Raw genomic sequence first — 15884 nt, 5'->3', positions numbered from 1 at the left:
ACCCGGCGGCCTGTGTGCCGTTGTTCCGTGTCAGTGGAGGCGCATTATAGGGAGTTATTCCGGCCTGACAAGGGGAAATTCAAAATTATTTTCCGACTGCTTTCTTTTTAAGCAAAACCACCTCAAACCGCCAGTTTTTCGAGCGTTTCGAAACCGTAACGCTGTAAAACGGGTATTAATTGCTCGGTCTCTGGCGTCATTGCCATGCAGAAAGCAATATTAGCATCCGCTGATTTGGCATCCGGCGCTTCATGCTCTAACAACCAGGCTGTGCGACGCGCAATCGCCGCCCCGGAATCCACCAGCCTTGTCCCTTCAGGAAGGACCTGCAATAGTTCTTCCTGTAATAGAGGGAAATGGGTGCATCCCAGAACAACCGTGTCGGGCGGTTCCGGCATCCGCAGCCAGGGTCTCAGGATACGGCGTAGTTCCTCCAGCGATACGGGTTCACCGTGCAGTTTGGCTTCCGCCAGTTCCACCAGTTCTGCCGATCCCAACATCGCTATCTGACATTCATTCGCGAATCGCGCTATCAACTCATGGGTATAAGGGCGTTTTACCGTGCCACGCGTTGCCAGCAACCCGACGATGCCGTTGGCGGTCAGCCTCGCTGCGGGTTTAATCGCAGGTACGACGCCCACAACCGGGAACGCGAATTTTTCACGCAATGCAGGAAGAGAAACCGTGCTGGCCGTATTACAGGCGATTACCGCAAGTGAGAGAGGATAACGCTGCTGCACTGCGGTAACGATCTCGACGACGCGCTCGACAATAAACGCTTCGCTCTTTTCCCCATAAGGAAACGCGACGTTATCGAAAGCATATATATAGTGGAGATTCGGCAGGAGATGCCGAATCTCATCGTAGACCGACAACCCACCGACGCCGGAATCAAACACCAGCACGGTGGGACGTGGATCAGAAGGTGTAGCTGCCAGACAAGTAGTACTCTCGTCCTGCAGTTTGGTAGCCATAAGCTGTCTCGTAATCTTTATCGAACAGGTTGGCGATTTTACCACGAACTGTCAGGCGATCGGTGATCGGATACGATGCAGAAACATCAACAGTGCTATAGCTCGGCAAGATTCGCTGGGTGTTATTGTACTGGGAGGTGTTGTTATCGTAGCGCTTGCCGTAATACTGCCACGATACATCCATATCAACGTTAAACATCGTCCAGTCCAGTTGATACTTCGCCTGGCGCTTCGAGCGTCGGGCTAACACTTCACCGTTGTCGTCATTACGCGGATCGACATATTGCAACGTAACACGATGGCTAAAGATGCCGGTATCAAAGCTGCCCGTCCATTCCACGCCTTTAATGGTTGCCGCATCAATATTGTCATACTCACCCTGGTAGGTGTCTGGATCAAAGTAGTAAGTGATCAGGTTAGTAATCTTGTAATGGTAGGCAGACAGGCGCCAGTCCAGCGGACCAGTGAGCCCTTCCAGCCCGGCCTCCCACTGTTTAGACTCTTCCGGTTTCAGGTTAGGATTCGCGTTGATGCCAAAACGGGTAGAACCAAACTGCTGCCCCAGAGATGGAGACAGGAACCCGGTACCATAGCCGATAGTTACTCGATAGTTGTCGATAAACTCCCATCCAGCCGTCGTCTGCCAGGTGCCATGCCAGCCAAACTGTTCATCATGATCTTCACGCCCTGAAGCCTCCAGCGTTACATCACCGAATTGTTGCTGACCGGTCAGGTATAAACCGGTGTTATCGCGTTTATATGTGTCCGACATCACGGTATCGGATGAGGTCAAACGCTGCTGCTGCCAGTCTACGCCCGCGCTAACGGAACCGTGCCCCACGATAAGGTTATTACCCCATTGCAGGTTACGCTGGGTCATGCGATCGAGCGTCGTACCGTCATGATAGCGACCATAAATACTGCTGTAGTTATAGTCCTTCACCTTCTGGTAGCTGGCGAGAAGTTGTGAAGAGTAAATCCCGGAGTTGAATTTCAGACCTGCGTCCCAGCTCTGATTGTAGAGTTGCGATTCATCAGCACTGTAGGCCGGAATAGACGGCGGGTTTCCCAGATCGTAATCAGAGTTGTTGGTATAACTGTGACCACGGAAAAAACCATCGAAATTATCATTAAATTTATGTTCGAGGCTGCCCCAGAATGCCTTGCTGCGAAAACCATCGCGGTCGCGATCGTGATCCCAGGTTGAGCCGGGCTGTACGTTAAAGCCTTTATTGCCCTCATAAGAACCTGCTACCGTGGCGACAGTGTCGCCAAAGCGATGGCGCAACGTACCGTCATATTGCTGATAACCTTTTGAACCAACACCCGCGGTAATTTTTGACTGTTCTTGATCGGAGTGCGTAATAACGTTAATGACCCCACCCATTGCGCCGGAACCATAAATCGCCGAGCGTGGTCCACGAATGTATTCCACGCGTTGCACCAGCGATATTGGAATCTGATTCAGATCGGGGTTATTCGTAATGCCGGGGCGGGTCATGGGAACACCATCGACCAGAACCAATACCTGTTTGGCTTCCGTACCACGAATAAATAAAGAAGAAGACTGCCCCATGCCGCCGTTTTGATTGATATCAACGCCTGGCAGGCGGCGCATCACATCATTCAAATTCTTCGCTTGCCAGCGGTCGATATCCTCACGCGTCACGACATCAGCAGGCGCCAGTACGGTATTAACAGGTTGTTGAAAACGATTTGCGGTGACGATCAGGGTGTCTGGGTTAGTATCCTGCGCCCAGCCAGAAAATGCCGTGACGGAGAGCGCCGTCAGCAGCGAAGATTTTTTAATCATTGTAAAGCATCCACAATATAAGAAGGATGCCGCAGGCTTCATCGATAGTACGCGATGATGAACACCAGATGCGACGTTAGCCGGCAGGTCTTCGGGCTTGGAAGGTTATCCTCAGGATACAAGAGATGATGACTTCCCGCCGGGTGGCAGTGTCTGCTTATGCTCTCATCTCACCTTTCCTTACCGCTGCGCGTCAGCTCCAGATTCGCACTGGATTCCCTATTAACTCACAGGACCGGCTCACGGATGCTACATTCTGTAACAATCTACGTCCAGACCGCATATCACAATATCGGAAATCATCAATGACTGGACATCTGATGAGCAATCCCTACAATCCCCGCGTACTTTTATTTTTCAGGATGCATCATGACCCCCGAACACCTTCCGACAGAACAGTATGACGCGCAGCTAGCCGAAAAAGTGGTGCGCTTGCAGAGTATGATGGCGCCGTTTTCTGACCTGGTCCCGGAAGTGTTTCGCTCGCCAGCCAGCCATTATCGGATGCGCGCCGAATTTCGCCTGTGGCATGACGGCGACGACCTGTATCACATCATTTTTGATCAGCAGACAAAAAGCCGTATCCGCGTCGACAGCTTCCCGGCGGCCAGCGAGCTGATTAACCAGCTGATGACGGCGATGATTGAAGGCGTGCGCCATAATCGCGTCCTGCGCCATAAGCTGTTCCAGATTGATTACCTCACCACGATGAGCAATCAGGCGGTGGTTTCGCTGCTGTACCATAAAAAGCTGGATGATGAGTGGCGCCAGGAAGCGGAAACGCTGCGGGATGCGCTGCGAGCGCAGAACCTGAATGTGCATCTGATTGGCCGGGCGACCAAAACCAAAATCGAGCTGGATCAGGATTACATTGACGAACGTCTGCCCGTGGCGGGAAAAGAGATGATCTACCGTCAGGTAGAGAACAGCTTCACGCAGCCCAATGCCGCAATGAATATTCAGATGCTGGAGTGGGCGCTGGATGCAACCAAAGCGTCGAAAGGCGACCTGCTTGAACTGTACTGCGGCAACGGCAACTTCTCATTGGCTCTGGCGCGTAACTTTGACCGGGTGCTGGCAACGGAAATCGCCAAACCGTCAGTCGCCGCAGCGCAGTACAACATTGCCGCTAACCATATTGATAACGTGCAGATTATCCGTATGGCCGCCGAAGAGTTTACGCAGGCGATGAACGGAGTACGTGAGTTTAACCGTTTGCAGGGCATAGACCTAAAGAGCTATCAGTGTGAGACGATTTTTGTCGATCCGCCGCGTAGCGGGCTGGACAGTGAAACCGAGAAAATGGTGCAGGCGTATCCGCGTATTTTGTACATTTCCTGCAACCCGGAGACGCTGTGTAAGAACCTGGAAACATTAAGCCAGACGCACAATGTGTCACGTCTGGCTCTGTTCGATCAGTTCCCGTATACGCACCATATGGAATGCGGCGTGTTACTCACTGCCAGGTAAAACGTAGGCCGGATAAAGTGGTTACGCCGCCATCCGGCGATATGCCCGGTGGCGCTGCGCTTACCGGGCCTACAAATCATCGTAGGCCGGATAAAGCGTTTACGCCGCCATCCGGCGATATGCCCGGTGGCGCTGCGCTTGCCGGGCCTACAAATCATCGTAGGCCGGATAAGGCGTTTACGCCGCCATCCGGCATTATTCCGCGACTTCCTGCTTGCGGTTACGCATCTTAAAGCCAATCCAGAACACCAGAATCACCGACAGCACCGCCGGGAAGAAGTTAGAACCGATATCCGGGTATTCCGCACGTACCACGGTGCTGTACAACAGCACGCCGAGGATAAAACAGGCGGCAGCCAGCCCCGGCAAGCCGACAGGCATAGTGCGGTTTTGATAACGTTGATGCAGGCAATAAACCGCCAGCACCAGCGCGATAATCGGGAATACAGAAAACGGCACGATGGAGCTAAACAGCGCCGCGAATGTGCCATTGATCGATAAGCCAGCGACCAGCGCCAGCAACAGCGTACCTTTATCTTGACCTGACTGTTTCATTGCTCGTCCTTCACGTTACTCGGAGTGATGTGCCATCTTCTCTTGTTCACGGCGGTACCAGTAATATGCCCCTTTCGCAATCATGCGCAGTTGCAGTACCAGCCGCTCTTCCAGCTGTCGGCGTTGTTCCGCACCAACATCCAGCGCCTCGGCACCTGCACTAAACACAATCGTCACCATCGCTTCGGCTTGCGCTTCAGTGAACGCGCGCGGCATATGGTTTTCGAGTTCCAGATAGTCCGCAAGTTCCGCGATGAAATGCTGAATCTCACGCGCGACTGCGGCGCGAAACGCGGCCGAGGTACCGGAACGTTCACGCAATAATAAACGGAAGGCGTTAGGATTGTTGCCGATGAACTCCATAAATGTGGAGACCGAGGTACGGATCACACTGCCGCCTTTGGCAATACGCTGACGCGCCTGGCGCATCAGCTGGCGCAGCATTAAACCGCTCTCATCCACCATCGTCAGGCCAAGCTCATCCACATCGCGGAAATGGCGATAAAATGAGGTTGGCGCAATGCCCGCTTCACGCGCTACTTCGCGTAAACTGAGACTGGCGAAACTCCGTTCGGCGCTCAGTTGACTGAATGCGGCTTCTACCAGCGAACGCCGGGTTTTTTCTTTTTGTTGCGCTCTAACGCCCATCACGATGTCTGAATCCTTCCATATGCCTTATCTGGCACTATACCAGAGAACAAACTTAATCTGTTTGTTCAGCTTTGTGAATGATTGTTTACAGGCTGTTTGTGCTCCAGCTCCACAAAAAAGCACAACGATAATTGGGTTAAAGGCGCGCGAATGTTATCATCGTGTTTATTTTATGTATAAAAACAGGTGAGTAATACCATGCCACATTCCTGGGATTATGATGCAATCGTCATAGGTTCAGGCCCCGGCGGCGAAGGCGCTGCAATGGGTCTGGTTAAGCAAGGAGCGCGCGTCGCCGTTATTGAGCGTTATCACAACGTTGGCGGCGGTTGTACCCACTGGGGCACCATCCCGTCGAAAGCGCTCCGCCATGCCGTCAGCCGTATCATCGAATTCAACCAGAACCCCCTCTACAGCGACCACTCCCGACTACTTCGTTCTTCCTTTGCCGATATTCTCAACCATGCCGATAACGTCATTAATCAACAAACGCGCATGCGGCAGGGCTTTTATGAGCGCAACCACTGTGAAATATTGCAAGGTAATGCGCATTTTGTTGACGAAAACACCCTCGCGCTGGAGTGCCACGACGGCACGGTCGAAACCCTGACGGCGGAGAAATTCGTGATTGCCTGCGGGTCGCGTCCTTATCACCCGGCCGACGTTGATTTCGCGCATCCACGTATTTACGACAGCGACTCAATCCTTAGCCTGCATCACGAACCTCGTCACGTCATCATCTATGGCGCCGGGGTGATCGGCTGCGAATATGCGTCAATCTTCCGGGGAATGGACGTCAAAGTTGATTTGATTAACACCCGCGACCGTCTGCTGGCGTTTCTTGATCAGGAGATGTCCGACTCTCTCTCTTACCACTTCTGGAACAGCGGCGTGGTTATTCGCCATAACGAAGAGTACGAGAAGATCGAAGGCTGCGACGACGGCGTCATTATGCACCTGAAATCCGGTAAAAAGCTGAAGGCCGACTGTCTGCTGTACGCCAACGGACGCACTGGTAACACCGATTCACTGGCGCTGGGAAATATCGGTCTGGAAACCGACAGCCGTGGGCAACTCAAGGTCAACAGCATGTACCAGACCGCACTGCCGCACATTTACGCGGTGGGCGATGTGATTGGCTATCCGAGTCTGGCTTCCGCCGCTTACGACCAGGGTCGAATTGCCGCGCAGGCGCTGGTGAAAGGCGAAGCGACCGCCCATCTTATTGAAGATATCCCTACCGGGATTTACACCATCCCGGAAATCAGCTCCGTCGGCAAAACCGAGCAGCAATTGACGGCGATGAAAGTGCCTTACGAAGTCGGACGTGCGCAGTTTAAGCACCTGGCGCGCGCGCAAATCGTCGGGATGAACGTGGGAACGCTGAAGATCCTGTTCCATCGGGAAACAAAAGAGATTCTGGGGATTCACTGCTTTGGCGAACGCGCGGCCGAAATTATTCACATCGGCCAGGCGATTATGGAACAGAAAGGCGGCGGTAACACCATTGAGTACTTCGTTAACACCACCTTTAACTACCCGACAATGGCGGAAGCCTATCGGGTAGCGGCGCTAAACGGCTTAAACCGCCTGTTTTAACGCTTTGTCGAAATGGCCATCCATCTCCGCACGGATGGCCTCCGCCAGTTGCTCATAGCGACTGCGCAGCGGCGATCCCGGACGATAAACCAACCCAACCGTACGCTTAGGCTCCGGCTTAATGCACGGCAGGTAGACTACGCCATCACGCTTACGCTCCTGCGGAACCGCCAGCGCAGGCAGTAAGGTAATACCGCTCCCCGCCGCAACCATGTTGCGCAGCGTTTCCAGACTGGTCGCCCGGAAATGGGTGTCTTCATCCGCGCCCGCCTCAAAGCAGAAGCCCATCGCCTGATCGCGCAGGCAGTGCCCGTCTTCCAGCATCAGCAGTTTTTCACCCGCCAGATCGGACATCGGCACACGATCGCGATTCGCCCACGGGTGATCCTCATAGATCGCCAGCATCATGGGTTCATCAAACAGCGGCACTTCGATAAACGCCTCGCTCTCTTTCACCAGCGCCAGGATCACGCAGTCAAGCTTGCCGCTGTCCAGTTGCGCCAGCAGCTGGTGCGTCTGCGCTTCATGCAGATACATTTCCAGCTTCGGGAAGGTCTGATGCAGCATCGGAATAATATGCGGCAGCAGGTAAGGGCCAACCGTTGGGATCAGGCCGATATGCAATGGGCCAGACATCGTCTCACCTTGCTGGCTTGCCATCTCCTTGAGCACTTTGACCTCACGCAGCACGGTGCGCGCCTGATCCACCAGCAGTAAACCCGCCTGGGTGAACAGAACTTTACGACTCGTACGCTCCAGCAGCATTACGCCCAGTTCATCTTCCAGCTTACGGATTTGCCCGCTGAGCGTCGGCTGGCTGACGTGACAGGAGTCCGCCGCACGCCGGAAATGGCGGTGTTCGGCTAATGCCACCAGGTATTCAAGATCACGAATATTCATTATTCATCCTCCGTCGCCACGATAGTTCATGGCGATAGGTAGCATAGCAACGAACGATTATCCCTATCAAGCTTTCTGTCTAATAATACATCACAGAAACGGAGCGGTACCTCTTTAACCCTTGAAGTCACCGCCCGTTCAAAGAGTTTTTCTCAACTCGAAATAACTAAAGCCAACGTGAACTTTTGCGGACCTTATGGTCCGCTTTTTTTTTGCATAAATAAAATAAGCCCGACGTGATGCCAGGCTCTGATGACTGTTGCCGGATGGCGACGGTTCACAATTTTTTGTAGGCCGGATAAGGCGTCATCCGACACCACGCCAGTTACGCCAGACGCGCCTTCGCGTAGTCGATCGCCTGCGCAACCTGCTGCGGTGAAACACCGCCTTTCGCCGCACGTTTATCCAGGCATGATTGCAGCGACAGAATCGGATACACATCATCGCCAATCACAGCGCTAAATTTTTGCAAGTCAGCCAGCGACAGATCTTCCAGCGGTTTTCCCTGTCGAATCGCTTCCACCACCGTTTCGCCCACAATATGGTGCGCTTCACGGAACGGCACGCCTTTGGCAACCAGATAATCCGCCAGCTCAGTCGCATTCGCATAGCCCTGCTGCGCCGCTTCCTGGCAGCGCGGACGTTTTACCTGAATGCCGTCCAGCACCAGCGCCGCCATGTGCAGGCAGTCCAGCCAGGTGTCGAGCGCATCAAACAGCCCTTCTTTGTCTTCCTGCATGTCTTTGTTGTACGCCAGCGGCAGGCCTTTCAGCGTCATCATCATCGCCGTTAATGCCCCCTGCACACGACCGCACTTGCCACGGATCAGTTCCAGCGCATCCGGGTTTTTCTTCTGCGGCATCAGCGATGAACCCGACGTCACGCGATCGGAGAGTTCCACAAAGCCCGCTTCACCGGTATTAAAGAAAATCAGGTCTTCCGCAAAGCGCGACAGGTGAACCATGCCGATAGACGCGTCGGACAGCAGTTCCAGCACATGGTCACGATCGGACACGCTGTCCAGACTGTTACGCGTCGCCGAGGCAAAGCCCAGCCAGCCTGCCAGCTGTTCACGGTCGATTTCATACGCCGTACCCGCCAGCGCGCCGCAGCCTAACGGGCTGACGTCCAGACGCTTGAGCGCATCCTGCAAGCGGCTCTCATCACGCGCCAGCATTTCCACATACGCCAGGCACCAGTGGGCAAACGTCACCGGCTGCGCGCGTTGCAGATGGGTGTACCCCGGCATGACGGCATCCTGATTATTCTGCGCCGTCTCTACCAGCGCGCTTTGTAACTGACGGTTAGCAGACAGCAGCTCGGTGACCGTATCTTTGCACCATAGCTTCAGGTCGGTCGCAACCTGGTCGTTACGACTGCGACCGGTGTGCAGCTTTTTACCCAACTGGCCGACTTTATCGATCAGTTTGCCTTCCACCCAGCTGTGAATATCTTCCGCGTCGCTTTCCAGAATCTGCTGCGGATTCACCCGAACCTCTTCCAGCAGCGCGCTAAGCGCCTCTTCCAGTTGCAGTTGCTCATCCGCAGTCAACACCCCAACCGTGACCAGAGCTTTGGACCAGGCCACAGAGCCGACGATATCCTGCTCGGCCAGGCGGTAATCAAAGCGCAATGAGTCATTAAACTGTTTGAACCGTTGATCCGCTGCCTGTGTAAAACGCCCACCCCAAAGTGCCATAACATGCTTCCTTAATATCTTGAATTTCAATGCCGGATGGCGCTTAGCTTATCCGGCCTACAGGTTCGGTTCACCCAGGCCCGATAAGGCGTGGCCGCCATCGGGCACAAAATAGTTTAAGCCAGAATACGCGTACCGATCGGCGTACCGTTAAACAACGCCGGAAGCTGCTCGGCATGACGCCAGGAGGCGATATCCACCGGGCGCCCCAGCGTGCGGGCGGCATCCAGCGCCGCATTCACCTTCACAATCATGCCGTCGGTAATGATGCCCTGATCGATCAGCTGTTCCGCTTTGGCCGCCGTCATCTCGGCAATACGCTGACCTTTGCCATCCAGAATACCGCTTACATCAGAAAGCAGGATCAGATCCGCCCCCAGCGTTGCCGCCAGCGCCGTCGCCGCCTGATCGGCATTGACGTTCATCAGTTGCCCTTCTTCGGTCACGCCAATGGAACTGACCACCGGCAAGAAGCCGCCTTCCAGCAGCGTGTTAATCAGCTTAGGCGAACCCGGCTGCGCCAGTCCAACGTGGCCCAACTCTTCATCGAGCTGAGTCACTTTTACGCTATCGCCGTCGCCGAGATACAGGCCAACGGACGCGATATGGTGTTTTTTCGCCCACGCCAGCAAGGTTTTATTGGCGGTTCCCGCCAGCGCGCCGGTGATGATGTCGATCTGATCGGCGGGCGTCACGCGCAGGCCATTTTTCTTTTTCACCGGCAAATTTAACTGTTTCATCAGCTCATCCACAACGCAGCCGCCGCCGTGCACGATAATCAGCGGACGCTGATGCGACTCGCGGTAATTGACCAGCGCGGTAAACAGACGCTCCAGCGCCTCTTCGCTATCCAGTAATACGCCGCCCAGCTTGATAATTAATGGATTCATCATTGCACCCTTAAATAAGAGACTGCGTTTCAGCAAAGCCGAAACGGATATTTGCGCACTGCACTGCCTGCGCCGCTGCGCCTTTCAACAGGTTATCTTCGGTCGCCACCACGATCAGGTGCTCGCCCTGAACGGCAAAGCCAATATCGCAGAACGGCAGCCCGACCACATTCTTCAGCGCCGGAACGCCCTTGTCATATAGCCGCACCAGCGGCTTGCCGCCATACGCCAACTGCAACGCTTGCGCCACCTGAGTATGGGTAACGCCAGCTTTCAGGCGGCAGGTGATCGTTTCCAGAATCCCGCGCGGGAAGTTCCCCAGATGCGGCGTGAAAATAACCTCTGCCCCCAGATGGGTGGCGATTTCCGGCTGATGACGATGGGTAAAGACGCCATACGGTTGCAGGCTGACTTCACAGAAACTGTTCGAAAGCGCCGCCTTACGCCCGGCGCCGCTCACGCCGCTGGTTGCGTTAATGACCGGCCACTGGTTGAGATCCAGCAGACCTGCGTCAATCAGCGGTTTTAACGACAATTGCGCCGCCGTCGGATAGCATCCCGGCACCGCAATCAGATTCGCTTCTTTTAGCTTGTCCGCGCTCCACTCCGCCAGGCCATACACCGCCTGTTCCAGCAACTCAGGGTGCTGATGGGTAAAGCCATAATATTTTTCGTAGAAGGCGCTATCATTAACCCGGAACGCACCGGAGAGATCAAACACAACGCAGCCCGCATTCAGGAACTGCGGGGCCAGGTCGTGGCTCACTTCATGCGCGGTGGCGAGAAACACCACATCCACCCCGCCGCTGAACTCGCTAATATCAGACATTGGCTGCAATGGCAGATCGACAATGCCTTTTAACTGCGGATGTAAATCAGAGATTAGCTTTCCTGCATCATTGCTTTGCGCTGAGACGGTTAAAGCGGTTATGGTCATATCAGGATGACGATTTACATAGGTCACAAGCTCTGCGCCAGCGTAACCGCTGGCACCCACAATCAGCGTATTCAACATCGGGGCTGTTCACCTTCTTATGTCTGGTTGCCTGGTTAAGCCGTAACAACTTCACCTTACAGTTGGTGGGTTTTCTTACGCTCAACGTTAATGTATTTTTATTCACAAATAATGCATGAATATTGATACTATCATGACCCGAGGTGTGTCAACAATGAAAAACACTTTACCGCCATTTATCGAGATTTACCGCGCTCTGATTGCCACACCATCGATTAGCGCTACCGAAGAAGCGCTCGATCAAAGTAATGCGTCTTTAATCACTCTGCTGGCAGACTGGTTTAAAGATCTGGGCTTCAAGGTTGAGGTTCAGGCAGTCCCCGGTACGCGCAATAAATTCAATATGCTGGCAAGCACCGGACAGGGTGCTGGCGGTTTGTTGCTGGCGGGCCATACCGATACCGTTCCCTTTGACGACGGACGCTGGACGCGCGATCCGTTCACGCTGACCGAGCACGATAACAAGCTCTACGGGCTGGGTACGGCGGACATGAAAGGCTTCTTTGCTTTTATCCTCGATGCCCTGCGTGACGTGGATGTGACGACGCTGAAAAAACCGCTGTATATTCTGGCTACCGCCGATGAAGAAACCAGCATGGCGGGCGCGCGCTATTTTGCTGAAACCACCGCCCTGCGCCCGGACTGCGCGATCATCGGTGAACCAACGTCCCTGCAACCGGTGCGCGCGCACAAAGGCCACATTTCAAACGCCATCCGCATTCTGGGGCAATCGGGCCACTCCAGCGATCCGGCGCGCGGGGTTAACGCCATTGAGCTGATGCACGACGCCATTGGCCGCATCATGCAGCTGCGCGATGACCTGAAAGAACGTTATCACTACGCGGCGTTTACCGTTCCTTATCCGACATTAAACCTGGGCCACATTCACGGTGGCGACGCCGCGAACCGTATCTGCGCCTGTTGCGAGTTGCATATGGATATTCGCCCGCTGCCGGGCATGACGCTGAACGATCTCAACGGATTGCTCAACGATGCGCTGGCGCCCGTGAGCGAGCGCTGGCCGGGTCGTCTGACGGTGTCCGAACTGCATCCGCCGATTCCCGGCTACGAATGCCCGCCTGACCATCAACTGGTGGAAGTGGTCGAGAAACTGCTGGGCGCGCAAACCGAAGTGGTGAACTACTGCACCGAAGCGCCGTTTATCCAGACCTTGTGCCCGACGCTGGTGCTTGGCCCGGGTTCGATTAATCAGGCGCACCAGCCGGATGAATATCTGGAAACGCGTTTTATCAAGCCAACCCGCGAGCTGATTACGCAGGTTGTCCATCATTTCTGCTGGCATTAACTGCTTATCACCTCGCCAACCCTTTAGTGGTAAGCGAGGTGATTTATTAACATTTCCATAAGCAACGCTTATTTGATTCGATGTGAATTAAATTACGTAAATTCCCGTCATTTATTCGTTTGCTGAACCGATTTCGCAGCAATTGACGTCAGGTGTTTTACGTGGCTTTATAAAGATAAGAAGTGATGTAAAAAATTAAAGTCCGAAAGATTTCACGTTGCAACCAACGCCGCTGTGACGCGAAAGATACAGGACATATTCAAAACAGATGGGGTGTCTGGGATCATATGAACGAACAATATTCCGCGTTGCGTAGTAATGTCAGTATGCTCGGCAAAGTGCTGGGAGAAACCATCAAGGATGCGCTGGGAGAGAACATTCTTGATCGCGTAGAAACAATCCGTAAGCTGTCTAAATCATCTCGCGCTGGCAATGAAGCGAATCGCCAGGAGTTGCTCACCACGCTACAGAATCTGTCCAACGACGAGCTGCTGCCTGTTGCCCGCGCGTTTAGTCAGTTCCTGAACCTGGCCAATACCGCCGAGCAGTACCACAGCATTTCGCCGCAGGGCGAAGCTGCCAGCAACCCGGAAGTGATTGCCCGCACCCTGCGTAAACTGAAAGATCAACCCAATCTCGACGAAGCCACCATCAAAAACGCGGTGGAGTCGTTATCTCTGGAACTGGTACTGACCGCACACCCTACCGAGATCACTCGCCGCACGCTGATTCACAAAATGGGCGAGGTCAACGCCTGTCTGAAGCAGCTCGATAACAAAGAGATCGCGGATTACGAACGTAATCAGCTCATGCGCCGTCTGCGCCAGCTGATCGCCCAGTCCTGGCATACGGATGAAATCCGTAAAAACCGCCCAAGTCCGGTCGACGAAGCCAAATGGGGCTTTGCGGTGGTTGAAAACAGCCTGTGGGAAGGGGTGCCAAATTATCTACGTGAGTTGAACGAACAACTGGAAGAACATCTGGGCTACAAACTGCCGGTGGATTTTGTTCCGGTGCGTTTCACCTCCTGGATGGGCGGCGACCGTGACGGCAACCCGAACGTAACGGCTGATGTCACCCGCCACGTTCTCCTGTTGAGCCGCTGGAAAGCCACCGATCTGTTCCTGAAAGATATTCAGGTTCTGATTTCTGAGCTGTCGATGGTCGACGCCACGCCGGAACTGATGGCGCTGGTCGGCGAAGAAGGCGCATCAGAACCTTACCGCTACCTGATGAAAAGCCTGCGTTCCCGCCTGATGGCAACGCAAGCCTGGCTGGAAGCGCGTCTGAAAGGCGAGAAACTGCCGAAACCCGCTGGCCTGCTGACGCAAAACGAGCAGCTGTGGGAGCCGCTGTACGCCTGTTATCAGTCTCTGCAAGCGTGCGGCATGGGCATCATCGCCAATGGCGAACTGCTTGATACCCTGCGCCGGGTGAAATGCTTTGGCGTGCCGCTGGTGCGCATTGATATTCGCCAGGAGAGTACCCGCCATACCGAAGCGCTGGGCGAGCTGACGCGTTATCTGGGCATCGGCGATTATGAAAGCTGGTCCGAAGCCGATAAACAGGCTTTCCTGATCCGCGAACTCAACTCCAAGCGTCCGCTGCTGCCTCGTCAGTGGGAACCGAGCGACGACACCCGCGAAGTGCTTGAGACCTGTCAAGTGATTGCCGAAGCGCCGCTGGGTTCCATCGCCGCTTACGTTATCTCTATGGCGAAAACGCCGTCCGACGTGCTGGCCGTGCATCTGTTGTTGAAAGAAGCCGGGATTAGCTTTGCCATGCCGGTTGCGCCGCTGTTCGAAACGCTGGACGACCTGAACAACGCCGACGCGGTAATGACTCAGTTGCTGAATATCGACTGGTATCGCGGCTTTATTCAGGGCAAACAGATGGTCATGATTGGCTACTCTGACTCGGCGAAAGACGCAGGCGTAATGGCCGCTTCCTGGGCGCAGTATCAGGCTCAGGACGCGCTGATCAAAACCTGTGAAAAAGCCGGAATTGAACTGACGCTGTTCCACGGTCGCGGCGGTTCCATTGGCCGTGGCGGCGCGCCTGCCCATGCGGCGCTGCTTTCCCAACCGCCGGGCAGTCTGAAAGGCGGCCTGCGCGTGACCGAACAGGGTGAGATGATCCGCTTTAAGTACGGCCTGCCTGAAGTCACCATCAGCAGCCTGTCTCTGTACACCGGCGCGATTCTGGAAGCCAACCTGCTGCCGCCGCCGGAGCCGAAAAATTCGTGGCGTCATATCATGGACGAGCTGTCCGTGATCTCCTGCGACCTGTATCGCGGCTATGTCCGTGAGAATAAAGACTTCGTCCCGTACTTCCGTTCCGCAACGCCAGAACAGGAACTGGGCAAGCTGCCGCTCGGTTCGCGCCCGGCAAAACGTCGCCCGACAGGCGGGGTTGAATCCCTGCGCGCCATTCCCTGGATCTTCGCCTGGACGCAAAACCGCCTGATGCTCCCGGCCTGGCTGGGTGCGGGCACTGCGCTGCAAAAAGTCGTTGAAGATGGCAAGCAAAGCGAACTGGAAGCCATGTGCCGCGACTGGCCGTTCTTCTCCACGCGCCTCGGCATGCTGGAGATGGTGTTCTCTAAAGCCGACCTGTGGCTGGCGGAATACTACGATCAACGCCTGGTCAAAAAAGCGCTGTGGCCACTGGGTGAAGAGTTACGCAACCTGCTGGCAGAGGACATCAAAGTGGTGCTGGCGATTGCCAACGATTCCCATCTGATGGCCGACCTGCCGTGGATTGCCGAGTCTATCCAGTTAAGGAATGTGTATACCGACCCGCTGAACGTATTGCAGGCGGAGCTTTTACACCGTTCCCGTCTTGCAGAAGAGCAAGGCAAAGATCCAGACCCGCGCGTCGAACAGGCGCTGATGGTCACGATTGCGGGCGTGGCTGCGGGGATGCGTAATACCGGCTAACCCACACGCATCGTCATATCCCCTCTCGCCCGCCCGGGCGAGAGGGCTTTGAAATATTTCTGTAATAATCGCC

Annotated in this window: 12 protein-coding genes and 1 riboswitch; of the genes, 4 read left to right on the top strand and 8 right to left on the bottom strand. The window is 54.7% G+C overall.

What is annotated here, in order from left to right; all coding sequences use genetic code 11:
- Window positions 1-122: 122 nt before the first annotated feature.
- Both murI and btuB read right to left on the bottom strand, forming a co-directional pair.
- Window positions 123-974, bottom strand: coding sequence for a glutamate racemase (gene murI, locus OGX80_RS00570; protein WP_071259495.1), 852 nt, complete (start codon window positions 972-974; stop codon window positions 123-125).
- Complete coding sequence (btuB, locus tag OGX80_RS00565; RefSeq protein ID WP_115182242.1) at window positions 919-2787, bottom strand: TonB-dependent vitamin B12 receptor BtuB; 1869 nt, start codon at window positions 2785-2787, stop codon at window positions 919-921. Before btuB ends, murI begins: the two co-directional genes overlap by 56 nt.
- A 65-nt stretch (window positions 2788-2852) precedes the next feature.
- Window positions 2853-3042, bottom strand: a riboswitch (cobalamin riboswitch).
- 114 nt (window positions 3043-3156) lie between these two features.
- Between btuB and trmA the strand changes: the two genes are divergently transcribed.
- On the top strand, window positions 3157-4257 hold the full coding sequence (gene trmA / locus OGX80_RS00560) for a tRNA (uridine(54)-C5)-methyltransferase TrmA (protein WP_049011802.1): 1101 nt from the start codon (window positions 3157-3159) through the stop codon (window positions 4255-4257).
- Between the two features lie 195 nt (window positions 4258-4452).
- Here trmA and OGX80_RS00555 read toward each other — a convergent pair whose 3' ends face one another.
- Window positions 4453-4812: a YijD family membrane protein gene (locus OGX80_RS00555; RefSeq protein ID WP_012133827.1), complete on the bottom strand. Its 360-nt coding sequence runs from the start codon at window positions 4810-4812 to the stop codon at window positions 4453-4455.
- Between the two features lie 15 nt (window positions 4813-4827).
- Complete coding sequence (gene fabR, locus OGX80_RS00550) at window positions 4828-5463, bottom strand: HTH-type transcriptional repressor FabR (protein WP_047459767.1); 636 nt, start codon at window positions 5461-5463, stop codon at window positions 4828-4830.
- A 198-nt stretch (window positions 5464-5661) separates the two neighbouring features.
- On the opposite strand from fabR, the gene sthA reads away from it, so the two are divergent.
- Window positions 5662-7062: a Si-specific NAD(P)(+) transhydrogenase gene (gene sthA, locus OGX80_RS00545; RefSeq protein WP_012133830.1), complete on the top strand. Its 1401-nt coding sequence runs from the start codon at window positions 5662-5664 to the stop codon at window positions 7060-7062.
- Here sthA and oxyR read toward each other — a convergent pair.
- The 4 genes from oxyR to argC form a co-directional block, all read right to left on the bottom strand.
- Window positions 7045-7962, bottom strand: coding sequence for a DNA-binding transcriptional regulator OxyR (oxyR, locus tag OGX80_RS00540; RefSeq protein WP_012133831.1), 918 nt, complete (start codon window positions 7960-7962; stop codon window positions 7045-7047). The two genes, sthA and oxyR, sit on opposite strands and share 18 nt — an antisense overlap.
- A gap of 325 nt (window positions 7963-8287) precedes the next feature.
- Entirely contained in the window at window positions 8288-9661 is a 1374-nt protein-coding gene (gene argH, locus OGX80_RS00535; protein ID WP_012133832.1) for an argininosuccinate lyase, read from the bottom strand.
- A 116-nt stretch (window positions 9662-9777) separates the two neighbouring features.
- Window positions 9778-10554: an acetylglutamate kinase gene (gene argB / locus OGX80_RS00530; protein ID WP_012133833.1), complete on the bottom strand. Its 777-nt coding sequence runs from the start codon at window positions 10552-10554 to the stop codon at window positions 9778-9780.
- A 7-nt stretch (window positions 10555-10561) separates the two neighbouring features.
- The gene (gene argC / locus OGX80_RS00525; protein ID WP_115182244.1) at window positions 10562-11566 is read right to left on the bottom strand and encodes an N-acetyl-gamma-glutamyl-phosphate reductase; all 1005 of its coding nucleotides are present in this window, start codon (window positions 11564-11566) and stop codon (window positions 10562-10564) included.
- Window positions 11567-11720: 154 nt separating this feature from the next.
- On the opposite strand from argC, the gene argE reads away from it, so the two are divergent.
- Window positions 11721-12872 (top strand): acetylornithine deacetylase, encoded by a 1152-nt coding sequence (gene argE / locus OGX80_RS00520; RefSeq protein ID WP_024130656.1) that lies wholly within the window; start codon window positions 11721-11723, stop codon window positions 12870-12872.
- Between the two features lie 287 nt (window positions 12873-13159).
- On the top strand, window positions 13160-15811 hold the full coding sequence (gene ppc, locus OGX80_RS00515) for a phosphoenolpyruvate carboxylase (protein ID WP_115182245.1): 2652 nt from the start codon (window positions 13160-13162) through the stop codon (window positions 15809-15811).
- Window positions 15812-15884: the final 73 nt, after the last annotated feature.

The sequence above is a fragment of the Citrobacter sp. CK194 genome (assembly GCF_030333395.1).
Lineage (GTDB): Bacteria > Pseudomonadota > Gammaproteobacteria > Enterobacterales > Enterobacteriaceae > Citrobacter_B > Citrobacter_B koseri.
The sequence above is the reverse complement of the archived record's forward strand: the minus strand, read 5'-3'. Positions and strand labels throughout refer to the sequence as shown.